Consider the following 26101-nt stretch of genomic DNA (forward strand, 5'->3'; position numbering starts at 1 on the left):
TTTAACAATCATTAACCTGTGATGAAATGTCGATTTAGTCAACACTTGGAACCAAACTGTCTTTTTTGGGAGGCGCTCTTTCCGTGAATCATGAACAAATCGTGACATCGGCACGAAGAAATCGGACGAAAGAACATCTGAAATCCGCCTTTATTCAACTTGTAAAAGAGAAGGGATATCATGCTGTAACGGTGAAAGACATCGTGGATAAGGCTGCTTATAACCGCAGCACCTTCTATGTCCATTACCAGGACAAAATCGAATTAGCCGACGATGTGCTCGCTTCCAAACTCCAGGGCTTGGAAGAATCGGTGGGCAAGCCCTACATACCGGGACACAAAGTGTATACGGCGAACCTCAACGCCCCGTCCTTTAATATCGTGGCCTACATTTACGAGCACCGCGATTTTTTTGAGCTGATCAAATACGAGGACACCTTGCCGGGATTGCATACGGAATTCCCTCAAACGATCGTAAAGATCTATCAGGAACGATTTATATTCGAAACGATTAACCAGATTCCGGTGAACATGGATTACTTTAAGCGGTACACCGCCTACGGCTTTCATGGGTTGATTCTGAACTGGATCCGAAACGATTTCAGGGAATCGCAGGAGGAATTCATTAAAGAGGTCATTGATCTAACGAGGACGCATATTTACTCGGTGGAGTATGTGAAGGAGTAATGCTGACGAAAACCTAAATAGGCTGCCTCGAAGGGCAGCCTATTTCTAATTTGTTATTTGCTGGCCGAGAGAATGAACTTCTCCAGGGCCGCCGTGTCGGTAATGCTGTGATTGCAGCCTTGGCTCTCCAGACAAACATAATGGCTTATGGCAGAAAGATTATCCGCCGAAGCACCGGACGGCTTGGTCTTGACCGAGAACAAGGCGAGCTCTTGATGCCGATTGCAGAAGAGGCAGTACCCTTTCTTGTTGGTCGGCGTGATCCTCCCCTCGATCCCGATGAAGCGTCCTTCGAACGGATATACGATAAATAACCTGTTGCTGGCAATATCCACCCAGCCCAAATAGGTTACGTATCGAAAATCGATCGAGGTCAGATCCGGTAATTTCAATTTCTTATTTTTAGGAAATAACTTCTGAATCTGTTTTGGCGTAATCGTCGGAAAAGACTCCAGGTAAGGTTCCAAGTTGTTCAGATACCGCTCGAAATCCTCAGCCTTCTCGAATGTAGAGACTTCGCCCAGCATCCGCTTCTGATCCTCGGTCAGCGAAGGAAAGGCATCCATGATGTTGGCAACCGAACTGAACCTGACGGTTTCCAGAACGCGTCGATCCGCAACGGTTCGCAACGTCTTCAGAAGGAATTCCGATTGTTTTTTAATCACGTTAAACTGGTGGTTTCTAATAAATGTCGTACTCATAGCTTTCAGCCCCTTATTCTTATTCAAAGTTCAATAAGGTGCAAAGCCTGTTATTAGAAACGATAAAGTTAAGTTTGGGCGATCGAATTCATCCTATCGCACCCCACGCAAAGTATCGCCCCAGATCAGGCTTTGCATGAGGACTTCCTAGCTAATGAGCAATTCAGCATTGCCATCGGTGTAACCCCCAATCCCATTTCATACGCAAAATTATATCAGCATGTTATGGAAGGCGCAATTAGCTGTTAAATCTATTTAATCGTGTCATACAAGTCTACTTCAATATGATTGACATCCCCATGTCCCCATTCATCTGAAATCTCCAGATGCCAGGATCTTAGCAATCTTTCATGTTTATTTTCTTTTATCCTGTTGTGGAGTTCTTCATATGTATTTCTAACTTCATAATTAGGTCCCTTATGTCGTTGGACCGCATATTTTTGTTTCGGAACTACTACAGATACCATCCCTTCTGGAACTTCCGTTATGTCATTCACTTCAACACATACCCAGTAACCATCCTCCTCTTCCGTTATATCCTCAACGAAGAATGCCCCAATCAATCTTGCTGGTTGTACAACGCCAGGAATCTCATTCAGCCTTTCCTTAAGTACGACAGAAACCTTTGGAATCTCATAGACATACTGGTCGCCAGGGCATACTACTCTTATTCCTACTAAATTCATTCTATTGAGTTCGACAATCTTCATTTGGCGTACGCCCCCTTCGATAAATTTATTTTTTGAATATTCGTTTAGTTAGACTCGAAATCCCTAAAATCAACTCGCCAATCCGTCACGAACGCCGGGTAATACCCCACTCGGTAACCTACTCTTTGGGAGGCGATATTGCTAGAGATTACATCATAAGTCGGCACGCGTCCGCAATGTAATACCTCGAACGTTAATCGGTTTACAAGATAAGACGCCAATCCCATTTGGCGAAATTCAGGTAGTACCTCGATTCCGATTTGCCGCATCGCGGCACACACGTTACAAGCCCCTGCCAAGCCAATAATCCTGCCATTGTGCTTGGCGATTACGGCCAATACCGTCTGATACGGACGCCCCGGGTCGGTTACAATGGCATCCTCCAATCCCTCAAGCTCCATGAGCCTTGAAATCTCATTTTCCTCCACCACTTCATACGAAAAACCGGCCGGTGGCGGCATCGGCTGGATTCTCTCTAGATCCGGGAGAAAATGCAAATAAAGTCCTCTAATAAACGGCAGCGAAAAAATCGTATCCCTGTCTTTCCCTTGCATAAACGTTTTGGCAATCGCCAGCCGTTCCGGCGTAGCCGACACCACAATGGATTTGCCCATCGACAAAATTTCGAAATAACGTTCATTTCTCGGATACGGTCTCCGCCCTGGATTCTCTCTGGCGTCTACAAAAATCACGCGGTCATTTTCCCCGTTTAAGTCATCCACCGTACAATTCAGATCAATCGCCAGCTGGGTCTGCACGATATGTATCATTTCTTTATGCGTCATCATGGTTTTATGTCCTTTCTTAGGGGGGAGCTAACCCAGTTTATTCATTATAGCTTTTAAAAACGCTCACGCCGGATATAACGCATACTAAGAATAATAATCCTAATCTTAACCAATCCATCAGAAGCCAGAAGTCTCCGCCATTCACAATGTCTGGGCTCAAACCGTATTCATCCACAAAAATACCCATATTCCAAAATAACTTCATCGAAATAAGCAGCGATAGCAAACTCAAGGAAAATACAAGCATGGAAATTATCCTTCTACTCATGTTCCATTCCCCTCCTTTGCTCGGAGTACCACTTTCTAATCTGATTAATATGGGCCTGATGATAACGGTTATGGTCGGCCATATGCCACAAGCCCCAGCGAAGGGTGGCTTGCTTTTCATCCTCGTGTCCAAATGTAACGATACGATCCAGTTCGACATCCGTTAACTGTGAACAATCATCTTTCAGCAAATTGAATACAACTTCATATTTAGATAGGAGCGTGTCCAAAGAGATCCCTCTGACCATCGGCAGCTTGTTATGTTCATCGATCATCGGGCCGTACTCGTGCTTTAACGACGGAGGCAGCGCCACTCCTTTGATCCGATAAACCCAATTCAGATCGACGTACGTGATATGTTTTATTAATTGAGCGGCGCTATTATAATGACCACCAGGTCCCTTATAATCAACCTCCTCTTGCGACATGCCCTCGGTTATGGACTTTAGCCGCTCACTGTTCTCTCTGACAGCGCCATATAACATGCCCACGATCGTTGACATATTCCCTTCACCTTGCAAATCATATAGCATCCTAACACAACCTTTCTTGTACATTTCTAGAACTCGACATAGATCGGATGTGCTGCCGGGTTTAAACACATTTCAATTCGCTCCCGGAAGTTCATAAAGTTAACCATCTGCAGTGCTTCATCGATTGGAAAAAAACCAGTCTCCAAACTCTCTTCGGTTATGATCGGGACTCCTCCAACGGGCTTGGCCAGAAACAATGTATTGCATATACTGTCTTTCACATTATGGAAGATGCCGCAAAATTGCATGATTTCTATATCGACCCCTGATTCTTCCTTCGTTTCCCTAATCGCAGCTTGTTCGGGAGATTCTCCGATCTCCACGACACCCCCAGGCATCTCCCATCCTCGCTGCGGTCCTTTAATGAGCAAAATCTCGTCCTTTTCATTGATTACGATGGCAGCGGCAGACACAAAATGCTTGGCTGGATTCATTTATTTACTCCCCCTTCCAATATCCATGTCACGGCTTCATTCAAGTCTGTCGCGATAAAATCAGGATACGCATCTTTCCATTTGCCGAAGTACTCGTGGTTATTATATTTTTCCAGTTCCTTGGCTCCGGCCCCCGTCATCACTAACGCTTTCTTGCAGCCGGCTTCTTTGGCAGCCACCATATCCGTCCACCTGTCCCCTATGACATAACACTTGGCTAAGTCCAGATGATTTTCTTCTGCGGCTTTTAACAGCAACCCTGCGGATGGCTTTCTACATTGACAACCCGCTCCATGCTCATGCGCACAAAGATAGATCTTGTCAAAACCAAAGGCTGACAATTCCGACTCGAATTCTCCCATCGTTGCTTCGCCACGAGCAATTCCAGGTTGATTCGTAAACGAACAAACAAGCATGCCAGCGGCTCTGAGAGATTGAATCGAATCCTTTACCTTCGGATAAAGCTCAAATTCACCGGGCAGAACAATCCGATCGGTTCCTCCAAGAGTTCCGTCCCTATCTATAAAAACCGCTTGCCTGACCAGTTCGGACAATGGCTTAGCCCCCTTAAACCAGGATTGTAATTTCATCTTTATGAATTAGAATCGGCTTTGTATATAACGTAGGATGATAACCAACACTTGTGACGTTCTCGGTTTTACACACCTTCCCCATCTTCCACCTCTATCACCAAATTAATAAGAGTTCTCAAAATAACAGTTGAACAAGTAATAAATTCCAGTTAACATATATTCATTATTTCTAAGGTGGGAAACTTAAATGATGAAGAAAACTATTATTGTTTGTTCTGTTTTATTGTTGGCTCTAAATGTTACTTCTGTTAATGCAGCTGCAAAAGCGAAGTCCTATAAAAACTGTACAGAGCTAAGAAAGGATTATAAAGGCGGAGTTGCCCAATCATCCTCTGCAAAAAACAAAGGTGGTAAAACCAAACATAAGCCTCATGTTTCAAAAGAATTGTATAATGCGAATAAGAAACTTGATCGAGATAAAGATTTAATCGCTTGTGAAAAATAAGTCGTTTATTGGGGATTCCAGGTAAATTCATAAATCCTTATTGCAGAGCCAGCCTTAGCTGTCTATCTCAAACTAAGGTCGGCTCTTTGTTTCGTCTGCTTGCTTTCTATCAGCGCATACACCTTGTTATAGGATGTCAAAATCCTAAACGATTTAAAAATCTCTGGCGCCGATGCACCGCTCTTTCTTATTCACTTTCGTCGGTTTCGCTCCAAATGGCGTCTGCGCCATAACCTAAATACTCACGCACCTCTAGAACCTCACTGCCCCGTATCACAATTTCCATGCCATTTTCAGAGTCCCACTCTGCTCCTCCACCCAGGATGGCTCCGAAAGTATGATCATTTCGATCATAAGGATTTCGATAAAGATCAACTTGCCCTACAGACATAAACTCCAAAATATCCGCGCCATACACCTCACCTAAACCGGGAGGATAATCAGCCGTATCGCTGGACATTTTGAGGTCTTTCCACTCGCATGCTTTCTTGCATATTTCATGTATGGTTTCAGCCGGCAGCTGATTCAGTACGTCTTGTATGTAAATCTCGGCTTCCTTCACACTCATGTCTTCCGTGCTGAAACGATATTCGACATTACATTGGAACAACGCAAGATACCTAAAACCCGACATGCCGCTTTCGTCTGAAGGATCCTCAACTCCAACGTTTTTCAACTGAAACCTTTCGGTCACTCTATCTCCTCCTGAATCATCCGTCTATTTTCGATTTTTATATAATGTAAAATACATCAAACGATCCTTTAAATCAGGCTCTTTAGTGAATCCCAGCTTCTCTAATAACCTTTGTGATTGAACGTTTTCAATTTCCGTTGTCGCTTCGATACAATCAAGTTTCATCAAAGTAAACCCTATTGGAATCAGTTCATGCAAAGCCTCTCGCATGAATCCTTTCCCCCAGTAATCCGGGGATAGATCAAAACCGATCTCAGCTCTTGTTTCTTCTTCGTCCTTTATCCAACAATGAAACCCACATGTTCCAATGAGTTCGTTCTTGTCTTTTCCGAACAGCCCGTACCTGCAGCCCGAATCATGGATATGAAACGTAATAATGTCTACTGCTTCATGTATGTCTTTACATGCTTCGATATCCATAAATTTTGTGACTTCGGGGTAAGAAAAGTGCCTGTATATGGATTCAGCATCATCAAGTGTTAATTCTCGCATGAACAGTCTACTGGTTTCAATCATCGGAAATTCTACCATTCGTAATCGCCCTTTACTTTAAATTAAACCTCATTGAACTTCTCCTAGTTCTTCTATTCTCGACTGCACGGCAAAAAACCTTTTGTCACACGGACGTTTTCAGTCACCAATGCAGCGCTGATACACTACAGAACGAACAGAGGGAAAAGCTATGATCGCTCAGGTATGCGGTGAACGAAGGGAAGTTGACTTTTATCCATAACCATACTACAATGTGTAGTATGGGGTGAGATAGGAATGAAGATTAAGAAAATGAATATCGAGGGCGAGGGCCTGAATCGATTTTTTGGACCACTGGAGTCAAGAATTATGGATATTCTCTGGTCTTCGGAGGCACTGAGTATCAAGGAAGTGCAGTCGATCCTGAATCATGAGAGCCCGATCTCGATCAATACGGTGATGACCGTCATGAATCGTCTTCTGGATAAAGGCCTGCTGACAAAGGCAATGACGGGAACCGGCCGGACACGGGCAGCCAAGTTCAGCCCGCTGCAGTCGAGGGAGCAGTTTCTCACCGAACAGACGAAAGAAGTGTCGCAGGGACTCATTCAAGAGTATGGGAGCTTGGTCGTGAACCACATGATCGATGCGTTGGATGATGTCGATCCCGAGGTGATCGCAAAGCTGGAGCGTAAATTAAACGATATCAAACGCGGGAAAAAGCAATGAATCCTGCCATTCGGCTAAAATGTGCCTACGCGCTGATGATCGCATTCGTAGCTGTTGTCATGGTACATATGGGAATGCTCATTACATACCAGATTCGAAACGGAGTGGTTCAAGGCCCCATACTGAATTACGCCTTAATCGACATTGTCATTGCGTATACCCTTGGTCAGATCATTTGGAGAAGTACCCGGCAGTTGGTTTTATCGCAAAAATGGTTAAGGCACTTCCGTGCCAACAGGCACGACAAATTAACCAAGCGGCTCAATTACAAATACCGCGACTGGGGCACGGAAATCATCGTGGTACAGGACGATGCCTTTGTGGCTCTGACGCTGGGTCTTCTGCGACCGAAAATTGTCGTATCCACTACCGTTTTAGAGATGTTTACTGACAAGGAAATAAAGGCGATTTTACTGCATGAACGATATCACTGCCGCAATTACGATGGATTAAAAATGTTTTTTTCGGCCTTGCTGGCAGATGCCTTTGGATATTTGCCGATCGTTAAACCGATTCTTCGCTACTATCAGACGTGGCAAGAGCTGTTTGCTGACCGCTACGCCATCCGGCAGATGGGTACGGAGCAGTATTTAGGCAGCGTCTTATTACAATTAGCGAAACTCGGTAAGCTTCAGCGGTATGAGACAGCCGTGCATTTTACGAATACGACATTGGAGTACCGGGTCATGCAGGTTCTTGAGCCTGATCGAGGGGTCCATGTTCCGTTAGCCCTGCTGAAGCCTTTTCTGAGATCCTGTTCCATTTTGCTGCTCCTCATGTTGGGCGGGGATTCATAATCCCTTTTTTTTGAATGATTACACTACAATGTGTAGTTCAATCACAATCGCGTTTAGACGGAAGAATTTATCAAATAGGAGATGAACATATGCACAATGAACTCATTCATATCGGACCTCTGACCATTTACGGCTATGGATTGATGATCGCAATCGGAATCCTTATCGCTTATAAGGTTGTTGCTTATAGAGCAGCTTCTAGACAAGTAGAACTATCCCATGTTTCCTCTCTGACTTTCTGGAGCTTATTAGGCGGATTGGTCGGCGCTAAGCTTTTATTTTGGATCACTCAAATGAACCATATCATCCAGGATCCCTCGATGGTTCTGAATTTTTCGGAAGGATTCGTGGTGTACGGTGGAATTATCGGGGGGATTGGGGTCGGTTATGCCTATTGTAAGAAGAAAAAGATAAACTTTCTAAAATACCTTGACCTTTTTGTGCCCTCCCTTGCATTAGCGCAGGGCTTTGGAAGAATCGGCTGCCTTCTCGCCGGTTGCTGCTACGGTGAAGAAACGGAGGGTTGGTTTGGAATTACGTTTCACGATTCCGAGCTTGCCCCGAATGATGTCAAACTCATTCCTACGCAAATATTAGAGAGCGTATTCAGCTTTTCTATTTTTTTCTTGCTGATCTATATTGCTAGAAGAAAAAGACCTAACGGCCTAGTAGCAGGTCTTTATCTCATACTTTATAGTTTAGGGAGATTTATTATCGAATTTTTCAGAGGCGATATCATCCGAGGCCAGTTCGGTGCTCTCGCTACTTCGCAGTGGATCGCATTAGCCGTTGTTTTGCTCACGTGCATCGTATTCTTGACCCGGACTCAAAAAAAGATGACGGCATAGGATACAGATCATTATATTGGTATCCACTAAGTACCCGGGCAAAAGACAGAAGTCCTTAATTGCATTGAGCTTTCTGACTAAAGCAAAGAGAACTCAAAACAGGACGGGGCCCTGCCTTCATCAATGAAAGCCGAGCCCCGAGGGTGCCTTCTGTTCGCTAGCCGAACTGAATCCCGTGTTCACTGCATCTGTGCATTTCCGTACATGCTCGACATTGCATCAAGCATACTGCAGAGGAACGGCTGATCGGATCGTTTACTCCTCCTCTGGCTGACCTAATGACTGCGCCGTAAACCGGTAAAATGCCATGGCATCCTCCACGGTGCTAAAGCCAGCTTGGGCAATCTTATCGCTGCCTCCGCCTTTTCCTCGATAATCCGCCAGATGCTGTTTGAAAAAAGCACCGCAGGCAGGTCCGCTCTCTCCTCCTTGAGCGAGAACCACCTTATGGTCCGCGTTGGACGCGAAAAGCACGATAACCTCGGCTTGTTCGGTAAGCTTGGCCGCCAAGTTCTGCATATCCTTCATCGGCTTGTCCGCAAAAACATGTTTGACCAGTCTGCCTTGGCGCTCAGCCAACAGCTTCCCGGCCAGGTAAGCGTCATTCTCGGCCTTCACTGCGTTTAGTTCAGCCTGGAGCTGCTTCTGCTCCTGATCCCATTTGGCAATCCGGTCCAGAATCTCTTCCTTTGCCGTATTGAACCTGGCTGACAGGCTTCCGAGAATCTCCATTCCGGCATTAAATTCTTTCAACGCCCGATACCCGCACTTAAAATAAAGACGCATTTGTCCCTTCTGCTTCTCTGCTCTCAGCAGCTTGATCATCCCGATCTCACCCGTTGCCGAGACATGGGTGCCGCCGCATGCGTTATATTCGATACCTTCGATTTCAACGATCCGAATATCGTCGGTTACCTTCGGCTGCTTCACCAGCGGCAGGGCGGCCGCCTGCTCCCGGCTCACAACATAGTTCGTTACCTGTCGATTAAGGTAAATCTGGTCGTTGACTTCCAGCTCCAGCATCATCAGCTGATGCTGAGGCAGATCCGATCGGGCGATATCGATGGTGGCATAATCCTGACCCAGGTGGAAGCTGAGCGTCTCCGCCTCGCATACCTGCAGACACATGGCGGACAGCAGGTGCTGACCGCTATGATGCTGCATATGGTCGAACCTTCTGTCCCAATCCAACCGGCAGGTTACCTCTTCCCTCTCCGGTAAACGTTCGATTTTGTGCAGTATCTCTCCGTCCTCCTGAACGACATCAAGAACCGGGATTTTATCGATCCACCCGAGATCACAGGGTTGTCCTCCGCCATGCGGATAAAAGGCCGTCTCTTCCAGTACCAGGTAGGTCCCGTCCTCCCGTTCCAGCTTCCGCGTGATTCGTGTCTCCCACTCCCGGGTATAAGCGGATTCGTAATACAGCTTCTTTGTCATCTTCATGTCCTCACAGTTCCCAAGTTATACATTCATACTGATATCAGCTTACTATAAAACGGTCCCGCAGCGCCAAATTCCATTCAATAAAAAAAGACCGCCTGCCGGCGATGCCAACAGCACGGTCCTTGGACAAGAGGTTCGGGCATTACCTCATAGGTTCCATCCTCTTTCCGCAATGCAACTACCGATCATGAAATCCTTCCCCATGATGAATCCGGGGGCTTGCTATATGGATTTTATTCTGCGATCACAAAGCTTTCTTCTTCCTCTTTAATAGGCAGATCAGCTACCGTCACCTTCTGTACGGACGCCCGTTTCAATGAACGCATGCAATGGACCAGAAAATCAATTTGTGACGCTTCCCCTTGAAATTCCGCTTCCACACTTCCATCCTGTAAATTTCTCACCCATCCCGTTAAATTCATTCTTCGAGCGATGCAATATATTTCCAAGCGAAACCCTACCTTCTGCACCTTCCCGGAAAAAACAGCTTTTGTTCTGACGATGTTGCCCGGTGTGCGTTCAGGTAACTTAACACGGTTGGCATGCCAAATGACATAGTCATTTCTTAATTTCTTAAGTACGCTCATTTCCCCGCAGCCTCCTTATATAAATTGGGATTCCTTCACTTCCACATCGTGTAAACAACATAAATCGCTGCTGCATCAAACCACTACTTAACGCGCTTGATAATCTCTTTTAAGCAATGCGTAGATGACCGTATCCACGAATTGATTCCTCCAATAAAAATGCTGCTTCAATGTCCCTTCTTCATTTAATCCCAGCTTCTCCAGCAACTTTCTTGATGCCGTATTCTCTGGCTCTACGAATGCTTCAATCCGGTTTAACCCAAGATGATTAAAGCCGAACTCCATGATTTTCTGAATCGCCTCCGTCATGTAACCTTGCCGCCAATATTCTGGTGCCAGCTCATATCCAATCTCAGCTTTATAGTGATGTTTCATCCAACCATGATATCCGCATGTTCCAATGACTCTGCTTTCCGACCGTAAAGCGATTCCCCAGCGAATGGCCTGATTGTTTTCAAACCTTTGATTCCATCTATGAATCAGTTCTTCTGCTTGTTCAATATGCGTAAAACTCTCCACATCATAAAATTTCGTAACGGTGTCCATAGAGAAATAATGAAAGATGTCTCTAGCATCCTCTGGTATAATTTGTCTTAATACCAATCTTTCTGTTTCTAATAGGGGGAATTGAGGCATGTTGTTCTCCTTACATGGTTTGGGTCATTACATGGAATCTACTTCCTTATACAGATAATTTCGATAGCTCTTAAAACCATTTTTTATATAGAATTGACTAGCACTTTCATTGTCCGACCAATAATCTAATTGTATTTTGTTTATTCCATTCTTTTTGGCAAAGTTATTAATAAAGTTCATTAAGAGTCGTCCAATTCCTTTATTTCGGTGCACTTTCATTATTCCTAATTGATGAATGTACACGGATCGATATGATTTCATAAATACGTTCTCCGGATATTCCCGAATTTCTAGCCAAGCATAACCAAGAGATTGACCTTCATCTGTAACGATATAAAAATAATAATTAGGTGTTGATACTATCTTCTTAAAAAATTCATTCACTTCTTCAAAATCATATTCCTTAAAATACTCCGGATAGAGCGAAACATGAATTTCATGAACTTCCTTATTCAGCATTGCGATTTCTTCAGAATTTAAAGACTGCGAGATCTTCATGAGGATCCCCCTCTACCATTCATTTAGAAAATTCGTATATATCCCTACCAGTTTACTTAGAATCTCAACACTTTCCGGAGCATGATCGGTCTCTAAAGAATGGTTGGCATTAGGAATTTCGATGACCTCAGTGGCCTTGTCTAGGTGAATTTGGTTTGCAAGTTCATGATGAAACACTTCATCCTTTGAACCATAAACCACAAGTCCCTTAAACCTGTTGATATAGGGGATGGTGTCTTTAATCGGCGTCAAAAATAGATGTTTTATAGAAGTGTCAAGTTTTTCATGAACTTCTCCAGCAACGATTGTGCCTATGCTCTTACTAATAAAAACAATCTCTTTATACTTGCTTATGATTCGTTGAACCGATTCGTGGCACTCTTCTATTACTCTTTGCAGATCATGAATATCCAAATCCGTTCTCGCGGCTTGATATCCATATTCAAGCACCATTAAGTCATAACCACTTTGAATCGCTGAAGCTCCAGCAAAATGTAGAATGGGCTTGTCACAGGGATAGTTTTTTCCGGGGAACAGAATAACCAACTTACGATTGTCCTCTTGAAGTTGATAATATTTTTGTCTCATTTCCGTTTTCCAAAACGAGGGCATCGTTAAAATTTCTACTTTCATTGTTTCCATCCTCTCCGGCTTCAGGTGATTTTTCAGCTAACATCTTTTCTCCGCACTTCTTCAGTACCTCCATATTACGTATATTCGCGCTCTTCGTAAATACTCCCAGTCATGGGTAGGATATCTCTTTCCTTCCGTATCGCTTCTGGCCCCGAGGCACCAAATCTTCAAAATCGTTCTATGTACATGTTTCATCCCTTGACAAAGTGGGTAAATGTATAAAACATATTATTGCACCGTAGCAGTTATACGGTCCTACTCAACAAGGACTCGTTGCCTGCCAACGCATTTTGCATATATCCATTTGGGCTGAGAGAAGCAGTGGCGTAGCTGCTTGATTCTCACAGGTATATCAGGATTCATGGATGAAGACACAAATGATCCTTATATACGAATAGGGGCTAAAAGGCTTGGAATACTTCCTTCGGATGGATGTAATAAGGGATTGCACACCGCTTAGAACGCTAATATGCATATAAAGGTGGAATTTGGGGCATGAAAGTCTATGCCTTATCAAAGATTGCCGACTTAAATTGTTAATACCCTCAGGGTTTCCTCTTGGTTTTTCTCCACCCCTTGATGATGCGCTTAATCCTATTCCATTTTGATTTCTTTTAGAGCTAACTTGCTTAGCTTCATTTCTGTTTCTACATAACGAGGCTGCCGCCTTCCCTACTCAGCAATATACTTTTCCTCAACTCTTTTTTGGGTCCCCGATGGATGATATGCCAAATGCTCCGCATAATATGGATACTGCTTGCAAAGGGGCGATTGAATGATAGTACTGGAGCATGTGAACAAGGTTTATGATAATGGCTTTCACGCGCTGAAGGACATTAATCTCGAATTCAAAAAAGGGGAAATTACCGTCCTCATCGGTCCGAGCGGCTGCGGCAAATCAACAACCATGAAGCTGATCAACGCGCTCAATACGCCATCCTCGGGCAAAGTTCTGATTGACGGTCAGGATATCTCCAGATTGAATCCGGTTGAACTGCGGCGCAATATCGGCTATGTCATTCAAAGCGTTGGTTTATTTCCGCATATGAATATCTCCAAGAACGCGGGCGTGGTTCCGCGTCTGAAGAAGTGGGATAAAGACAAAACAGATCAAAAAGTAAATGAATTGTTGGACATGGTCGGACTGGATCACACCATTTATGGCACTCGCTATCCATCCGAGCTAAGCGGCGGGCAACAGCAGCGCGTAGGCGTCGTGCGGGCGCTTGCGGCTGAACCCGATATCATCCTGATGGACGAGCCGTTCTCCGCACTGGATCCCATCAGCCGGGAGCAGCTTCAGGATGAGCTGATCCGGCTTCAGCAGGAGCTCAATAAGACCATTATTTTTGTGACGCATGATATGGATGAAGCTATTAAAATCGCGGATACCATCGTTCTGATGAAAGATGGCGAAGTGGTTCAAACGGGTAGACCGGACAGCATATTACGGCATCCCGCAAATGATTTTGTGCGTGACTTTATCGGTTCGAAACGTCTGCAAAATGAGAATGAAAGCGCCTATGAAATTCCGCTTGTGGATGAAGTGATGATTACGAATCCGGTCACGGCATTCCCGAGCCGGGGATTGGCTGAAGCCATCAAGATGATGGAAATGAAGCGGGTCGATTCGCTGCTGATCGTGGACCGTAACCGTCAGCTTCAAGGCGCGGTTTCGATCTACCGGGTACTCGACCAATACGGCGAAGAAGGCAAAACCGTCGCGGATGTGATGCATCCGGTCCGTTTTTCCGTAGCTTCGGGAAGCACGCTTCCGCAGGCCATCGAGATTATGGACAGCCACCAGCTCAGCAATCTCCCTGTCGTAGACAGCAATAACCGGTTCCTCGGATTAATCACAAGAGGCAGTGTGGTTAAACATCTGGCCGAAGTCTATCCAACGATGGTTCCTCCGGTGCTGAACGGAGAGGGTGAGTGATATGAATGCATTTTGGAGCTTCATCACGGATCGTTATCCGGATATTCTGAAGGCTTTGCAGGAGCATCTGGTCCTCTCGTTCTCTGCCGTGCTGCTCGGGACCGTGATTGCCGTACCGATCGGAATCCTGCTGGTCTACAACCGGGTCGGCTGGTTGAACAGCATCGTCTTTTTCGTTGCGAATCTGTTTCAGACGGTACCGAGCCTGGCGCTCCTGGCGATTCTGATTCCGCTGCTTGGGATCGGCATGAAGCCGGCCATACTCGCATTGTTTCTGTATTCCCTGATGCCTATTCTGCGGAATACCTATGACGGTTTTCACTCCGTGGATAAAGGCGTGCTCAATTCGGCCAGGGGAATGGGATACAGCACCGCCCAAACGATTTTGAAAATTCAGCTTCCCCTATCGCTTCCTTACATCATGTCCGGTGTCCGCATTACGACCGTGTATATCATCAGCTGGGCAACCCTGGCTTCCCTGATCGGTGCTGGCGGTTTAGGCCAGCTGATCGTATCTGGACTTGGGGTTAACAAACCCGAGATGATATTCATCGGTGGCATCGGTGCAATTCTGTTGGCGCTTGTAGCTGACGGACTGCTTGGTCTGCTGGAGGGCTGGCTGAGCAAGCACTACCATCAGAATCAAACCCGGGACGCTGCGATATGAGTAACTTCAACCGTATACAGCAAGCCGGACGGAATAAGGAAGGCGTGATGAAACTGAACAAGCTGAAAAGGATGCCGATGTTAATCTGCCTGATGGCTCTTGCCGCTATTACCTCCGCATGCGGAATTCAAAGCGACCTTACCATCGGGACGCAAACCTATACCGAAACCAAGATTATTGCCGAAATGTATAAAGCGCTGATTGAAGACCAAACCGATCTGAAAGTCGATGTTATTCCGGATCTGGCATCTAGTTCATTGGTCATCAATGCGATGAAACGAAACGACGTTCAGATGGCGACGCTATATACCGGTGAGATTTTCAACAACCATTTCCCGATCAGCGGCACCAAAGACCGCGATAAAGTCTTGAAGGAGGCACAGGAGGGATTCCAGGAACACTTCGGGTTCACCTGGATGAATCCGCTGGGTTTCGAGAACACCTACGCATTCACGGTAAGAAAGGATCTTGCGGAAGCCAACGGGTACGCCAAAATTTCCGATGTCAAAAAAGACATGGCCTCCATGAAGCTTGGGGTAGATACGACTTGGCTGGAGAGAAGCACGGATGGATATCCGGCATTCTCCAAAGCATATGACATCAAATTCGGTCAGGTCTTCCCCATGGAGATCAGCCTGGTCTATAGCGCGGTAGCCAATGAGCAGGTGGATATCGTGTTGGCCTATTCCACGGATTCCCGGCTGAAAGCCTACCAGTTGCAGACGCTTCAGGATGACCAGCAATTCTTCCCTCCCTATGATGCAAGTCCGGTATTGCGTTCGGACCTTTTGAAGAAGCATCCTGAAATTGAGGATACGATAGCGCCTTTAATCGGTCATCTGGATGCAGATACGATGATATCGCTTAATTATCAGGTGGACATTGAGAAGAAAAGCGAGCGGGAAGTCGCGATCGCGTATTTGAAAGAGCAGGGCTTCTTGAAAAGCTAAAGGAGGGTAAGCATGGAAAGCGAACATTTAACATTTTCCGACTTTTTGTCGTATATATCACGAAATCAAGAATTGCTCTGGGAGTATTTCATCCAGCATATTACGATGGTGGTTATCGGGCTGGGGCTGGCATTCATCGTCGGCGTGCCGCTTGGCATTCTCTGCTCTAAGAGTAAATGGGCGGCCAAGATCATTTTGTTTATCACCAATATCCTACAGGTGGTACCAAGCTTAGCCATGCTCGTGGTTCTCATGTTATGGATGGGACTCGGAACGACAACGGTCATGGTGGGACTCTTCCTGTATTCCCTGAATCCAATCGCGCGGAATACGTACGTGGGGTTAAAACAGGTGGATCCCAGCTATCTGGAATCGGGAAAAGGTATCGGGATGAGCCCTCTCCAAATGCTCGTGAAAGTACGTTTTCCGCTGGCGCTGACGTACATCATGTCGGGCCTGCGTATCGCGGCCGTTATTGCCATCGGCGTGGTAACGATCGCTCCCCTCGTGGGAGGAGGCGGGCTGGGACGAGAAATTTACGCTGGACTAAACAGCAACAACTCCCTGCGGATTTTTGCAGGCGCCATTCCTGCCGCGGTGCTGGCAATCGTTGCGGATATCGTGCTCGGCATGCTGCAGCGTAAGATGGATCTAGCCAAGCGGAAGTCAGCCGGTGCGGCTCCATCGCCTGCGAAAATGCAAAATATAAACTGAAGTTTGCAGAGAGTACATTCCAAAAGGGCATCCCCGAGATCTTAGATCTTTCGGGGGCTCTTTTCTTCTTATTCCTTTAGATAATCCAAGACATTGTTTAAGTAACTTTCAATGGATTGCGAAGAATCAATAGTCAGACACTTTATATCTAATGGTCGTTTACTTTCATTTAATCCAGATATAAATGATTCTTCAGTCGTCTCCGATATTTGGCTTATCATTCGTTTTCGATTTTGAAGTCTGTTACAAATTTCCTTGTAATCGTTGAGGTAACATTCTATATATTTGTATTGAGCTTCATATTTACTTGCTAATCGCAATCCATGATCCAGCATCTCCGAATATAAACAAGGAGCATCAAATATAACATCATGACCTTGCGATAAATAAAACTCGACCAAATCCCAATCAACCGTGTATGCAATTTTGCCAAGATGTTTCATTTCAATATCAAGTCCTTCTGCTGACTTTAATATTGCCGTTTTAGATATATCATGGTCAACAATGACAGCCCCAGTTATATTTGCAATTCGTCTAGCAAGCGTTGATTTTCCAGAGCCCGGAAAACCCGACATTTGGAGAAAATACACTTCAGCACCTCGATTTACTCTTATTTTAACTAATCTAATATTGTTTTTTCTCTAGGTACTGTGCTTTTCACAAATTCCTGTCTAATATCTTCCTTAAGCACCTGTTTCAATCGGTCTCTACCCATTTGATCAAAACGATGCTGTACTTTCATTACATGTTCTTGACAGATTTGATCTGGCTTTCTATTCTTTCATAATCTTCATAACTGTCATACTCCCATATAGCGAATACCTCAGTATTGTTTTCATCTCTATCGAACATCCACCGTCCAATTAATCTAGCGCCATACTTTAACTGAGACGGCAGTAATATCTCGTTAAATAATTGATTAAACTCTTCTAAAAATGACGGTTCAACTATATAAGTTTTTCTTCTATAGATCATTTTTTGTCCTTTCTGTTTTTCGGGAATTTCCTAACAGTTGAATTGCAAGATGTATCATAGCTTAAAGTAAATAATTATTTTCTTCGTTGGCCAGCTTTAGCGTCCTGATTTCATATGATTTGCACCCCGATGCAATGAATGGGTCAGAATTTGCAATATTTGTTGCTTCATTTAAATCCTCTGCTTGAATCAAGACCATTCCTCCAGGATAATCCGAAAAAGGGCCACAGAGCATAAGTTTGCCTTGTGATTCTAGGCCTCTTAAATACTCCACATGACTCTTAATGATTTCTTGATTTAACGGTTTTTGATTGGTCATTAAATAAACAAATGTCATCTACTTCTCCTCCTCCGCAAGCCGTCCGAGCATCCAACACAAGATCACGGGGAGCACCATCTAGCGTGCACCTCCTTTCACCCGTGTTTTTTGTTTATGGCACATCTCCGGCTTTAACTTGATGGAACTATGCGAAGATTGGCTGGGAGCTTGCGGCTCGCTGCTTAGCCCCAAAGATTTGCAATCTCTCCCCACTGTAGAAGGGACAATCTTTAATATGGTCGATTCAGTTTTATATTCGCCAGTGCCTGATCTTAATAATGGCAACCCTTTCCTGATTTTATATGATTCCGGAAAAAACAACCATCCTTTATGCTGAATATGTCAAAAGCACATCAAAATGGAGGAGGAACTACGGTTTATGCAGATGAGCAGGAACATCATCAAAAAGCTTATACCTGTTATAACATGTCTGGGACTGGCTGCCACAGCGATTGTCGGCTGCAGCAGTGAGGAAATGCCAAAGGGGAGTACGGAATCCACAGAGTTCACCCAACCTTTGAGCAACTTATCGTATTGGAAACAGATGCATTCCGACGCAGCCGCTATTATGAAAAGCTATGGTGAGATTACCGCTATTCAAGAAATCGAAAATAAAACCGGTGTCAAAATCGATTACCAACACCCGGCCCAAGGCCAAGCTGGCGAACAATTCAACTTGATGATGGCCTCGAAATCGCTGCCCGATGTCGTTGAGTATACGTGGAATAATTATCCGGGAGGCGCTCAAAAAGCGATTAAGGATGGTAAAATCATTCCATTAAACGACTATTTGGACGATTCGCCTAACTTCAAAAAGCTGCTGGACGAAAACCCGGAATGGAGAAGACAGGCTTCGACGGACGATGGCGATATTATCGGTTTCCCATTCATCCGCCCCGTGAGAAAACTGCAAACCCACTCCGGCCCGGTTATACGTAAAGATTGGTTGGACAAGTTGGATTTGCCTACTCCTAGAACCATCGACGAATGGTATACCGTTTTGAAAGCGTTTAAGGAACAAGATCCCAACGGAAACGGAAAGGCGGATGAAATTCCGATCATGATGGGAGCAGGCGAGCTTGCTTTTACTGGCGCTTTTGGCATCCCGAACGGCTTCTATCACGAAGGAAATACGGTCAAATATGGCCCCGTTCAACCCGAATATAAGCAATACCTTACAACCATGAACCGTTGGTACAATGAGGGCTTGCTGGACAAAGACTTTGCAGCCAATGACAGCAAAATGTACGATGCCAAAATAACCGGCAATCAGGTCGGTGCGGCTGTTATGGCTGTAGGCGGAGGGATGGGCAGGTTTATGGATTTAATGGAGTCCAAGGAACCGCAATTCAAGCTTATTGCCACACCCTATCCGACATTGCAATCTGGCGATAAACCGATATTCGGTCAAATGGACAATCAAATTGTAGGCATATTCACTGCTATAACCGGAAGCAACAAGCACGTTGCTGAAACTGTAAAATTCTTCGATTACTTCTATAGTGAAGAAGGACGAATGATCATGAACTTCGGTAAAGAAGGCGTATCCTATACGATGGATAACGGTTATCCGAAGTATACGGACTCCGTCATGAACAATCCGGAAGGATTGCCGCTTGCCCAATCCGTTAAAAAGCATGTCTTGTCCGCTGATGCCGGTCCTTTCTTGCAGGATGTACGCTATATGGAGCAATATGCGGCCAGACCGGAGCAGCAAGAAGCTTTAACCGTCTGGGCAGAACCTTCGAATGAAAAAAGAATGCCTCCGATCACCATCGCCCGGGAAAACAATAGCCGATATGCCTCGATCATGAACGATATCGATACGTATAAAAATGAAATGATCGTTAAATTCATTATGGGCGCAGAATCGCTGGATAAGTTCGATGAGTATGTCGCTACCCTGAAAAGCATGGGTATCGACGAGGCAATTCAAATGCAGCAATCCGGATTGGAACGCTACAACGACCGATAACAGGCCTACTACACTGGAGACGGAAAGCTTGCAGCTTGCCGTTCTCCAGTATTCAAAGAAGGAGTAAACCATGCCTAATGTACAGAGAAACATTGTGAAGACGACAACGGGGAACCGGGCAGAGAAGAAATGGAGCATGATAAAAAAGGACATCATTCGGAACCGCTACATTTATCTTATCCTGCTGCCCGTCGTTGCCTACTACATCGTTTTTCATTACGGACCCATGTATGGTCTGCAAATCGCTTTTAAAGATTACGGACTTGCCGACGGAATTTGGGGAAGTCCATGGATGGGTTTCGATCATTTTGAAAGTTTTTTTGGAAACTACTATTTTTGGAGACTGATTCGGAACACCTTGCTGATCAATATCTATGAATTGCTGTTTGCGTTCCCCGCTTCGATCATACTTGCCTTATTGCTTAATGAGATTCGCAGGAGCTTTTTTAAACGGATCGTCCAGACGATAAGCTATCTCCCGCACTTTATCTCCATCGTCGTTGTAGTCGGGATGATGATCGATTTCTTTGCCCGCGACGGTCTGGTGAATCAACTTCTTGGCATGATCGGACTTGAACCGATTGCCTTCATGCAGGAGCCGGGGTGGTTTCGCTTCATGTACGTCTCTTCCGGCGTCTGGCAGGGAATCGGATGGGGCTCTATTATCTATCTCGCCGCCATAGCCAACATTGATCCGACGCTCTATGATGCGGCCCGGATTGACGGAGCGGGACGATGGAAACAGACCTTGCATATTACCCTGCCCGGGATCATGCCGACCATTGTGATATTGCTCATTCTCAACATGGGATCCATGCTTTCCGTTGGGAGCGAGAAAATTATTTTGATGTACAATCCGATGACCTATGAGACGGCCGATGTCATCTCTACCTATGTATTCAGGAAAGGTATACTGGGAGCCGATTTCGGTTATACCGCTGCCGTTGGGCTATTCAATTCGGTCATCAGCTTCATTCTGATTGTACTCGCCAATTCCATTAGCAAACGAGTGAGTGAACATAAATTGTGGTAAGGGAGGAACGGTATGTTTCACAAACGCAGCCTGGGTGAATCGATATTTTCCGTCGTCAATACATGCTTCATGCTCCTGCTTTGCTTCGTCACGCTTTATCCGTTCCTGTACGTATTATTCGCATCTTTAAGCGATCCTGCAGAAATCGCCCGATTTCGCGGCATGCTGTTTTTCCCTACCGGGTTTAATCTGGATGCGTATAAAGCCGTCATGGATAATCCCATGATTCTGACCGGTTACCGGAACACCCTCTTCTATGTCGCTGGCGGCACAATCATCAACCTAATCATGACAACGCTCGGTGCCTATGCCCTTTCTCGCCGCAACGTCTATTTCAACAATTCCATCATGCTCATCATCGTGATCACGATGGTGTTCAATGGGGGCCTCATTCCAACCTTTCTGCTGGTGAACAGTCTCGGCATGCTGGATACGCCTTGGGCTCTTCTCTTGCCCGGGGCTATCAGTTCATTTAACTTGATCATTATGCGGACCGCCTTTCAAGCGGTACCCGTTAGTTTGGAGGAATCCGCGCGGATCGACGGGGCCAATGATTGGATCATTATGAGCCGAATCATTGTTCCTCTTTCGATGCCTGTTATTGCCGTCATGGTTTTGTGGTATGCAGTGGGACATTGGAATTCATACTTTAGCGCATTGATTTATTTGCGTGATCGGGAGTTATTTCCCTTGCAGTTAGTGCTCCGTGAAATTCTGATCTCGAACAGTACGGACAGCATGACGACCGGCGCAGCAGCCACAGACCGGCTGGACATCGGGATCACGATCAAATATGCGACGATTATCATCTCTACACTTCCGATATTATGCCTATACCCGTTTCTGCAAAAGTATTTTGTGCACGGTGTCCTGATCGGTGCGTTAAAAGAATGATCATCACACGAATCGGTCATCCAATGAAGGGAGCAAGCTTGCTCTTCCCGAAATATATGGGACTGAGCAAGCTTTTCTATATTAGGAGTGATCGCCATGTTATCAATCATTCGAAGAAAGAATGCCGAGAGCCGAAGAAGAAGCCTGTTCATCAGGATGCTCGTATCCAATTGTCTTCTGCTCCTGCTTCCCATCCTGATTTGGTTTGTGTTCTATACCAATATTGAACATATCATGAAATCCAATGCGGAACGGTCCAATCTCGGCATGTTGGAGCAGATGCGTCTCAATATAGACAGCCATTTCAAAGAAATTGAACAGTTATCCCATCAGATTATACTCAATCCGAAGCTGCGTTATTTATTAGATACGGAAATCAAAGACTTGTCAGAACGGTATCATTTGGTCCAGTTTACAAGAGATTATTTAACAATGCATTCGAGAATGACCAAGGATTTTGTGTACGATTTCTATATTTTTTTGGACCGAAGCGATTCTGTGATCAAACCGAATCTCGTAACCGATTCTCACAATTTTTATGATAAATATTATCGCTTTGAACATCTGACCTATGAAGAATGGCTTAAGCAGATGAAGAGCTATCATAGTCAAACCTACCTGCCGTCCTCCACCTTACAACGAAACGGCTACCTGAAGGATGACCCCATGCAAGTGATTACCTTTATGCAATCGTTGCCGGTCGAAGAAACATCCAATATGAAAGGGAATCTTACGGTTCTGATTGATGAAACCAAGATTCACGAAATGACACGACAAATTGAGTCCGCAAACGGGAGTTCCGTTTATATCGTGAACCAAAATCATGAACTCATCAGCAGTACCCCTGGTGCAAGTCCGTTATCAAACTCGATATTGAATGAACTGAAGTCGAACTCCGGTTTACGCAATTACAATCTGAACGGTCAAGATGTAACGGTATCATTCACAACCTCGGGACAAGTCGGATGGTACTATATTGCTGTGATGCCTTTGAATGTATATTTGCAGAAAGTGAAACAAATGGAGCAACTTGCGCTGTGGCTTCTCTTGCTATGTATCCTTGCGGGGAGCGCGGCTGCATATGGAATCGCGTATCGAAACTATTTTCCAATCAAAAGAATGATAGAGGCGATTCAGGCCGGAAAGTCTCATCCACGTAAACCGGCTGTGAATGAATTTGACTACATCCTGGAAATGATGAAAATTTCCTGGGACGAGGAAAGACATATTAAAAACAAACTGACTCAACAACTCCCCATTCTGCGTTCTAACTATTTACATCGTGTGCTTCAAGGCTACTTTGAGCCTCCAGAGCAAATGAAACAATCGCTGGAATTTATGGGCATCCATTTTCCGTTTCCTCATTTTATTGTCATTCTCGTTCAAGTGGACGACATGACCCGGTTCGCACCGAACCAAAGTGAAAAACAATGGGCATTGGTGCGATTTATCATCTCCAATCTGGCTGAAGATACAGTCTATGAAGGCCATACGATACATACGATCGACTTGGAGAAAGACCGGCTGGCCCTGCTCGTTAATCTAATGCCGGATCAGATGGATCATCCGACTTGCCGGGTGAAGGACATCGCATCCGGATTGCATCGCATGCTGGAGACTAGGTTCAAGCTGGAAATCAGCATAGCCATAAGCGGCGTTCATAAGGGCCAGCATCAGATTGGAGAAGCCTATTTGGAAGCGGCTGCCGCCTTGGAGTACAGGATGGTCAATGGGCAGCTATCGACCTTTTACTACCATGACATTCGCCAGAAAAAGCTGCAGTATTATTACCCCGTCGAAACCGAGCTGCAGTTAATCAACTGTATTCGAAGCGGCGATACAGAGCAAGTGGTCCAACTGCTTACACAGCTGTTCGATCGAAATTTCCGCGACGAATCCATCACTCCGGAGCTTGGGAGATGCCTATTATTCAGTCTTGCCGGTACCCTGCTGCGTATACTGGCATCTGATTCGGATACGCTGGCCTACCGGAAGCTTACAGAAGGTGACATCCACCCTGTGCGTTTCCTGCTTTCCTGTAAAACAACCGACGAAATGTTTGAAAAAGCGAAGGACCTGTATGTATCGGCCGCCGAATCGTTCAAACTGGAACGAAGCGATCACAATGAACAGCTCCTGCTGCAAATTCAAACCTGCATTCAAGCGAATTACGCCGATCCAAATATGAGCTTGAATTTAGTGTCTGAGCATTTGCAGATCACGCCGCAATATATTTCACAATTTTTTAAAAGAGTGAGTGGACAGAACTTCAACGACTATCTGACTGTCGTACGCATGGATCACGCTAAGAAACTGATGTCGGATTCTGGACTGACCAACGCACAGATTGCCAAGATGGTCGGTTATACAAGCGATACTGTTTTCATTCGGGTTTTTAAGAAGGTCGAAGGCATTACTCCCGGTAAATATAGAGAGAGTATGACGAAATGTGCTGGATTAAGTGAATAGGAATATATACTACATTTTTCTACATTGGCAGCACATCTCTCCTTAAAAGAAAGGATGTGCTGCTGTAGTTTTGCGCTCATATTTCTCCGAGGATTTTTATCATTGCTCGTCTTTTTTTCATGGACCATAGAGCACAATTATATGGACTCTACTAACCGCTCCTCCGGAATAAAAACCGGTTCTAATCATAAGCTTATACAAGAAAGCCATAAAAGGAGGGTTAAGTGAATTGACGAAAGTTAAAGTTAGTTTACGGCCCATTGTTAGCAAGCTAAATTTACCCACTGTGTTGAAAACAACGATTCTTCCGGGCGACTCCATCGAAAGATTATTTATTGCGACTCAGGTAGGAGAGATCTTTTACATAGGAAGCGGAGTTATAGAGACTTTCTTAGATATTCGTCCGCGAGTTCTGAAACTAGGGGGTTCTAGCGGCGGATATGATGAACGGGGACTGCTAGGGCTGGCATTTCATCCCCAATTTTATTATAATCGTCTGTTTTATCTCCATTATTCAGTAGCTGGAACCCAAGGTCCAGGGGCCCTTCCAGGTGCTCCTCCTGAATCTTTTAAGCCTAACCCGTGCGATGCTAGCACCTTAAACCTGAAGTGGGCAAATAGAGAACATCAATACGATCATATCGATACAGTCGAAGAATGGATTCTGCAATCGAATGGCCAACCTCACAAAAGGCGGACGTTACTTAATATCAGAAGGCCATTTTTAAATCATAACGGTGTCAATAGCCTAAACTTTTCCCCTGAAACAGGAAAGCTTGTTTTGACAACCGGTGATGGCGGATCAGGCTATGATCCGTTCAATTTAAGCCAAGACGATATGGAATTCGCAGGTAAAATCATCGAAATTGATGTCGTTAAGAATTCGTATATCGATAATCCGCCCGTAGTTACGCGTTTTAATGAACTGCCCGTACCCATTCAGGAAACGCTTACGGTAATCGCCAAAGGCATTCGCAATATACCCGGCATTTCATTTCAAAGGTTTTACAATCAGTATATCAAATACGTAGGAAATGTCGGACAGGATCTCGTAGAGTCGATTTTTTCGTTCGTTCATTATAAACCGATACCGGTTACTCAGCTTATACAAGCTTCTTTAATGAAAACGGAACCTGACCATGAAGGATTTATTAACTTGGGCTGGCGCGGGTGGGAAGGTGCTTTTCCGACCTCGATCATAACCGGCTGCTCTGCAAATCCGGCTTTGAACGAGAAAACCATTGCTTATTACGAGGAAGCCGTAAGAACTTCCGTACGGCGTCTTCAGCCTCTGACAAGTTATTTTCATGAAGATTCCCGAACCGATAAGTTTAGAGCAACTGCACTTACAGGAGTGCAGCCCTATATGGGATGTGGAATCCCCTCTCTATCGGGAAACGTTGTGTTTACCGATCTGGCTCGAGGGGCTGAATCTCAACTTCCCGTTAGAGGGGTCTTAGCTTACACCAAGGTAAGAACGGATGGTAAGCTAAATGATTTTCATGTTATTGAAACCGATGATCCGTTTGGGTCTCAATCCGCGTATTATGTTAGTCTGGGAACGAATCTGAATCAAACCAGACTCTATTTAGGGGTTTATGGCTCGATGAAAGTGGCTGATGCTAACCAAGGTACCGTTTATGAAATTGTTCCATGATTCATAACGAACC

Annotated in this window: 31 protein-coding genes; 14 read left to right on the forward strand and 17 right to left on the reverse strand. The window is 45.0% G+C overall.

Features of this window, described 5'->3' with window-relative positions; genetic code table 11:
* Positions 1-83 precede the first annotated feature (83 nt).
* On the forward strand, positions 84-686 hold the full coding sequence (locus HMPREF9412_RS03900) for a TetR/AcrR family transcriptional regulator (protein WP_009589778.1): 603 nt from the start codon (positions 84-86) through the stop codon (positions 684-686).
* Positions 687-739: 53 nt separating this feature from the next.
* Here HMPREF9412_RS03900 and HMPREF9412_RS03905 read toward each other — a convergent pair whose 3' ends face one another.
* The 7 genes from HMPREF9412_RS03905 to HMPREF9412_RS03935 form a co-directional block, all read right to left on the reverse strand.
* Positions 740-1387: a FusB/FusC family EF-G-binding protein gene (locus HMPREF9412_RS03905; RefSeq protein ID WP_009590020.1), complete on the reverse strand. Its 648-nt coding sequence runs from the start codon at positions 1385-1387 to the stop codon at positions 740-742.
* Between the two features lie 251 nt (positions 1388-1638).
* Positions 1639-2097 carry a GyrI-like domain-containing protein gene (locus HMPREF9412_RS03910; protein WP_009589821.1) on the reverse strand — a complete coding sequence of 153 codons (459 nt, stop codon included), beginning with the start codon at positions 2095-2097 and terminating at the stop codon, positions 1639-1641.
* 44 nt (positions 2098-2141) lie between these two features.
* A complete protein-coding gene (locus HMPREF9412_RS03915; RefSeq protein ID WP_009589812.1) occupies positions 2142-2885 on the reverse strand; it encodes a GNAT family N-acetyltransferase in 744 nt (247 codons plus the stop codon).
* A 37-nt stretch (positions 2886-2922) separates the two neighbouring features.
* Positions 2923-3153, reverse strand: a complete 231-nt coding sequence (locus HMPREF9412_RS03920; RefSeq protein ID WP_036671115.1) for a hypothetical protein — start codon at positions 3151-3153, stop codon at positions 2923-2925.
* Positions 3146-3685 carry a DinB family protein gene (locus tag HMPREF9412_RS03925; RefSeq protein WP_009590019.1) on the reverse strand — a complete coding sequence of 180 codons (540 nt, stop codon included), beginning with the start codon at positions 3683-3685 and terminating at the stop codon, positions 3146-3148. Before HMPREF9412_RS03925 ends, HMPREF9412_RS03920 begins: the two co-directional genes overlap by 8 nt.
* A gap of 26 nt (positions 3686-3711) precedes the next feature.
* Entirely contained in the window at positions 3712-4119 is a 408-nt protein-coding gene (locus HMPREF9412_RS03930) for an NUDIX hydrolase (protein WP_009589810.1), read from the reverse strand.
* Positions 4116-4673, reverse strand: coding sequence for an HAD-IIIA family hydrolase (locus HMPREF9412_RS03935; RefSeq protein WP_009589860.1), 558 nt, complete (start codon positions 4671-4673; stop codon positions 4116-4118). Before HMPREF9412_RS03935 ends, HMPREF9412_RS03930 begins: the two co-directional genes overlap by 4 nt.
* A 229-nt stretch (positions 4674-4902) precedes the next feature.
* Between HMPREF9412_RS03935 and HMPREF9412_RS03940 the strand changes: the two genes are divergently transcribed.
* On the forward strand, positions 4903-5157 hold the full coding sequence (locus tag HMPREF9412_RS03940; RefSeq protein WP_036671161.1) for an excalibur calcium-binding domain-containing protein: 255 nt from the start codon (positions 4903-4905) through the stop codon (positions 5155-5157).
* A 187-nt stretch (positions 5158-5344) separates the two neighbouring features.
* Here HMPREF9412_RS03940 and HMPREF9412_RS03945 read toward each other — a convergent pair whose 3' ends face one another.
* Both HMPREF9412_RS03945 and HMPREF9412_RS03950 read right to left on the reverse strand, forming a co-directional pair.
* A complete protein-coding gene (locus HMPREF9412_RS03945) occupies positions 5345-5851 on the reverse strand; it encodes a DUF6985 domain-containing protein (protein ID WP_009589832.1) in 507 nt (168 codons plus the stop codon).
* A 24-nt stretch (positions 5852-5875) separates the two neighbouring features.
* On the reverse strand, positions 5876-6382 hold the full coding sequence (locus HMPREF9412_RS03950; RefSeq protein ID WP_009589906.1) for a GNAT family N-acetyltransferase: 507 nt from the start codon (positions 6380-6382) through the stop codon (positions 5876-5878).
* A 237-nt stretch (positions 6383-6619) separates the two neighbouring features.
* On the opposite strand from HMPREF9412_RS03950, the gene HMPREF9412_RS03955 reads away from it, so the two are divergent.
* The 3 genes from HMPREF9412_RS03955 to HMPREF9412_RS03965 all read left to right on the forward strand — a co-directional run bounded on the left by HMPREF9412_RS03955 (position 6620) and on the right by HMPREF9412_RS03965 (position 8696).
* The gene (locus HMPREF9412_RS03955) at positions 6620-7051 is read left to right on the forward strand and encodes a BlaI/MecI/CopY family transcriptional regulator (protein ID WP_009589982.1); all 432 of its coding nucleotides are present in this window, start codon (positions 6620-6622) and stop codon (positions 7049-7051) included.
* Entirely contained in the window at positions 7048-7848 is an 801-nt protein-coding gene (locus HMPREF9412_RS03960; RefSeq protein WP_009589770.1) for a M56 family metallopeptidase, read from the forward strand. The genes HMPREF9412_RS03955 and HMPREF9412_RS03960 overlap by 4 nt, the downstream gene beginning before the upstream one ends.
* Positions 7849-7937: 89 nt before the next feature.
* Positions 7938-8696, forward strand: a complete 759-nt coding sequence (locus tag HMPREF9412_RS03965) for a prolipoprotein diacylglyceryl transferase (RefSeq protein ID WP_009589827.1) — start codon at positions 7938-7940, stop codon at positions 8694-8696.
* A gap of 255 nt (positions 8697-8951) precedes the next feature.
* Here HMPREF9412_RS03965 and HMPREF9412_RS03970 read toward each other — a convergent pair whose 3' ends face one another.
* From HMPREF9412_RS03970 to HMPREF9412_RS03990, 5 genes are all read right to left on the reverse strand, one after another.
* Positions 8952-10136, reverse strand: a complete 1185-nt coding sequence (locus HMPREF9412_RS03970; RefSeq protein WP_009589774.1) for an alanyl-tRNA editing protein — start codon at positions 10134-10136, stop codon at positions 8952-8954.
* A 239-nt stretch (positions 10137-10375) separates the two neighbouring features.
* Positions 10376-10729, reverse strand: a complete 354-nt coding sequence (locus tag HMPREF9412_RS03975; RefSeq protein WP_009589964.1) for an acylphosphatase — start codon at positions 10727-10729, stop codon at positions 10376-10378.
* A gap of 87 nt (positions 10730-10816) precedes the next feature.
* Positions 10817-11365, reverse strand: a complete 549-nt coding sequence (locus tag HMPREF9412_RS03980; protein WP_009589918.1) for a GNAT family N-acetyltransferase — start codon at positions 11363-11365, stop codon at positions 10817-10819.
* A 27-nt stretch (positions 11366-11392) separates the two neighbouring features.
* Entirely contained in the window at positions 11393-11863 is a 471-nt protein-coding gene (locus HMPREF9412_RS03985) for a GNAT family N-acetyltransferase (RefSeq protein ID WP_009589847.1), read from the reverse strand.
* A 12-nt stretch (positions 11864-11875) separates the two neighbouring features.
* Entirely contained in the window at positions 11876-12496 is a 621-nt protein-coding gene (locus HMPREF9412_RS03990) for an alpha/beta hydrolase (protein ID WP_009589830.1), read from the reverse strand.
* Positions 12497-13271: 775 nt separating this feature from the next.
* Between HMPREF9412_RS03990 and HMPREF9412_RS03995 the strand changes: the two genes are divergently transcribed.
* From HMPREF9412_RS03995 to HMPREF9412_RS04010, 4 genes are read left to right on the forward strand one after another with little or no spacing between them, the layout of a single operon-like run.
* Positions 13272-14435, forward strand: a complete 1164-nt coding sequence (locus HMPREF9412_RS03995) for an ABC transporter ATP-binding protein (RefSeq protein WP_009589871.1) — start codon at positions 13272-13274, stop codon at positions 14433-14435.
* Position 14436: 1 nt separating this feature from the next.
* On the forward strand, positions 14437-15102 hold the full coding sequence (locus HMPREF9412_RS04000) for an ABC transporter permease (protein WP_009589947.1): 666 nt from the start codon (positions 14437-14439) through the stop codon (positions 15100-15102).
* Positions 15099-16052, forward strand: coding sequence for a glycine betaine ABC transporter substrate-binding protein (locus HMPREF9412_RS04005; protein ID WP_083829906.1), 954 nt, complete (start codon positions 15099-15101; stop codon positions 16050-16052). Before HMPREF9412_RS04000 ends, HMPREF9412_RS04005 begins: the two co-directional genes overlap by 4 nt.
* Before the next feature lie 12 nt (positions 16053-16064).
* The gene (locus tag HMPREF9412_RS04010) at positions 16065-16766 is read left to right on the forward strand and encodes an ABC transporter permease (protein ID WP_009589951.1); all 702 of its coding nucleotides are present in this window, start codon (positions 16065-16067) and stop codon (positions 16764-16766) included.
* 68 nt (positions 16767-16834) lie between these two features.
* On the opposite strand, the gene HMPREF9412_RS04015 is transcribed toward HMPREF9412_RS04010, so the two are convergent.
* The 3 genes from HMPREF9412_RS04015 to HMPREF9412_RS04025 form a co-directional block, all read right to left on the reverse strand.
* Positions 16835-17356, reverse strand: coding sequence for an AAA family ATPase (locus HMPREF9412_RS04015; protein ID WP_009589865.1), 522 nt, complete (start codon positions 17354-17356; stop codon positions 16835-16837).
* A gap of 151 nt (positions 17357-17507) precedes the next feature.
* Positions 17508-17741, reverse strand: a complete 234-nt coding sequence (locus HMPREF9412_RS04020; RefSeq protein ID WP_254663993.1) for an NIPSNAP family protein — start codon at positions 17739-17741, stop codon at positions 17508-17510.
* Between the two features lie 61 nt (positions 17742-17802).
* Complete coding sequence (locus tag HMPREF9412_RS04025) at positions 17803-18078, reverse strand: YciI family protein (protein ID WP_009589886.1); 276 nt, start codon at positions 18076-18078, stop codon at positions 17803-17805.
* 361 nt (positions 18079-18439) lie between these two features.
* Between HMPREF9412_RS04025 and HMPREF9412_RS04030 the strand changes: the two genes are divergently transcribed.
* From HMPREF9412_RS04030 to HMPREF9412_RS04050, 5 genes are all read left to right on the forward strand, one after another.
* Positions 18440-20035: an extracellular solute-binding protein gene (locus HMPREF9412_RS04030; RefSeq protein ID WP_009589910.1), complete on the forward strand. Its 1596-nt coding sequence runs from the start codon at positions 18440-18442 to the stop codon at positions 20033-20035.
* Between the two features lie 70 nt (positions 20036-20105).
* Entirely contained in the window at positions 20106-21068 is a 963-nt protein-coding gene (locus HMPREF9412_RS04035) for an ABC transporter permease (protein ID WP_009589850.1), read from the forward strand.
* Between the two features lie 12 nt (positions 21069-21080).
* Positions 21081-21962 carry a carbohydrate ABC transporter permease gene (locus HMPREF9412_RS04040; RefSeq protein WP_009589956.1) on the forward strand — a complete coding sequence of 294 codons (882 nt, stop codon included), beginning with the start codon at positions 21081-21083 and terminating at the stop codon, positions 21960-21962.
* 96 nt (positions 21963-22058) lie between these two features.
* Positions 22059-24431, forward strand: a complete 2373-nt coding sequence (locus tag HMPREF9412_RS04045) for an AraC family transcriptional regulator (RefSeq protein WP_009589909.1) — start codon at positions 22059-22061, stop codon at positions 24429-24431.
* A gap of 229 nt (positions 24432-24660) precedes the next feature.
* Positions 24661-26088 carry a PQQ-dependent sugar dehydrogenase gene (locus HMPREF9412_RS04050; RefSeq protein ID WP_009589796.1) on the forward strand — a complete coding sequence of 476 codons (1428 nt, stop codon included), beginning with the start codon at positions 24661-24663 and terminating at the stop codon, positions 26086-26088.
* The last annotated feature ends 13 nt before the right edge of the window (positions 26089-26101 follow it).

Origin of the sequence: Paenibacillus sp. HGF5 (genome assembly GCF_000204455.1) — a bacterium.
Classification (GTDB): Bacteria; Bacillota; Bacilli; order Paenibacillales; family Paenibacillaceae; genus Paenibacillus_AQ; species Paenibacillus_AQ lautus_A.

Coding starts and splice junctions, on each gene's coding strand:
- HMPREF9412_RS03905 (WP_009590020.1), bottom strand. CDS start 1,387: ATGAGTACGACATTTATTAGAAACCACCAGTTTAACGTGATTAAAAAA.
- HMPREF9412_RS03910 (WP_009589821.1), bottom strand. CDS start 2,097: ATGAAGATTGTCGAACTCAATAGAATGAATTTAGTAGGAATAAGAGTA.
- HMPREF9412_RS03915 (WP_009589812.1), bottom strand. CDS start 2,885: ATGATGACGCATAAAGAAATGATACATATCGTGCAGACCCAGCTGGCG.
- HMPREF9412_RS03920 (WP_036671115.1), bottom strand. CDS start 3,153: ATGAGTAGAAGGATAATTTCCATGCTTGTATTTTCCTTGAGTTTGCTA.
- HMPREF9412_RS03925 (WP_009590019.1), bottom strand. CDS start 3,685: ATGCTATATGATTTGCAAGGTGAAGGGAATATGTCAACGATCGTGGGC.
- HMPREF9412_RS03930 (WP_009589810.1), bottom strand. CDS start 4,119: ATGAATCCAGCCAAGCATTTTGTGTCTGCCGCTGCCATCGTAATCAAT.
- HMPREF9412_RS03940 (WP_036671161.1), top strand. CDS start 4,903: ATGAAGAAAACTATTATTGTTTGTTCTGTTTTATTGTTGGCTCTAAAT.
- HMPREF9412_RS03950 (WP_009589906.1), bottom strand. CDS start 6,382: ATGGTAGAATTTCCGATGATTGAAACCAGTAGACTGTTCATGCGAGAA.
- HMPREF9412_RS03955 (WP_009589982.1), top strand. CDS start 6,620: ATGAAGATTAAGAAAATGAATATCGAGGGCGAGGGCCTGAATCGATTT.
- HMPREF9412_RS03960 (WP_009589770.1), top strand. CDS start 7,048: ATGAATCCTGCCATTCGGCTAAAATGTGCCTACGCGCTGATGATCGCA.
- HMPREF9412_RS03965 (WP_009589827.1), top strand. CDS start 7,938: ATGCACAATGAACTCATTCATATCGGACCTCTGACCATTTACGGCTAT.
- HMPREF9412_RS03970 (WP_009589774.1), bottom strand. CDS start 10,136: ATGACAAAGAAGCTGTATTACGAATCCGCTTATACCCGGGAGTGGGAG.
- HMPREF9412_RS03975 (WP_009589964.1), bottom strand. CDS start 10,729: ATGAGCGTACTTAAGAAATTAAGAAATGACTATGTCATTTGGCATGCC.
- HMPREF9412_RS03980 (WP_009589918.1), bottom strand. CDS start 11,365: ATGCCTCAATTCCCCCTATTAGAAACAGAAAGATTGGTATTAAGACAA.
- HMPREF9412_RS03985 (WP_009589847.1), bottom strand. CDS start 11,863: ATGAAGATCTCGCAGTCTTTAAATTCTGAAGAAATCGCAATGCTGAAT.
- HMPREF9412_RS03990 (WP_009589830.1), bottom strand. CDS start 12,496: ATGAAAGTAGAAATTTTAACGATGCCCTCGTTTTGGAAAACGGAAATG.
- HMPREF9412_RS03995 (WP_009589871.1), top strand. CDS start 13,272: ATGATAGTACTGGAGCATGTGAACAAGGTTTATGATAATGGCTTTCAC.
- HMPREF9412_RS04000 (WP_009589947.1), top strand. CDS start 14,437: ATGAATGCATTTTGGAGCTTCATCACGGATCGTTATCCGGATATTCTG.
- HMPREF9412_RS04005 (WP_083829906.1), top strand. CDS start 15,099: ATGAGTAACTTCAACCGTATACAGCAAGCCGGACGGAATAAGGAAGGC.
- HMPREF9412_RS04010 (WP_009589951.1), top strand. CDS start 16,065: ATGGAAAGCGAACATTTAACATTTTCCGACTTTTTGTCGTATATATCA.
- HMPREF9412_RS04020 (WP_254663993.1), bottom strand. CDS start 17,741: ATGATCTATAGAAGAAAAACTTATATAGTTGAACCGTCATTTTTAGAA.
- HMPREF9412_RS04025 (WP_009589886.1), bottom strand. CDS start 18,078: ATGACATTTGTTTATTTAATGACCAATCAAAAACCGTTAAATCAAGAA.
- HMPREF9412_RS04030 (WP_009589910.1), top strand. CDS start 18,440: ATGCAGATGAGCAGGAACATCATCAAAAAGCTTATACCTGTTATAACA.
- HMPREF9412_RS04035 (WP_009589850.1), top strand. CDS start 20,106: ATGCCTAATGTACAGAGAAACATTGTGAAGACGACAACGGGGAACCGG.
- HMPREF9412_RS04040 (WP_009589956.1), top strand. CDS start 21,081: ATGTTTCACAAACGCAGCCTGGGTGAATCGATATTTTCCGTCGTCAAT.
- HMPREF9412_RS04045 (WP_009589909.1), top strand. CDS start 22,059: ATGTTATCAATCATTCGAAGAAAGAATGCCGAGAGCCGAAGAAGAAGC.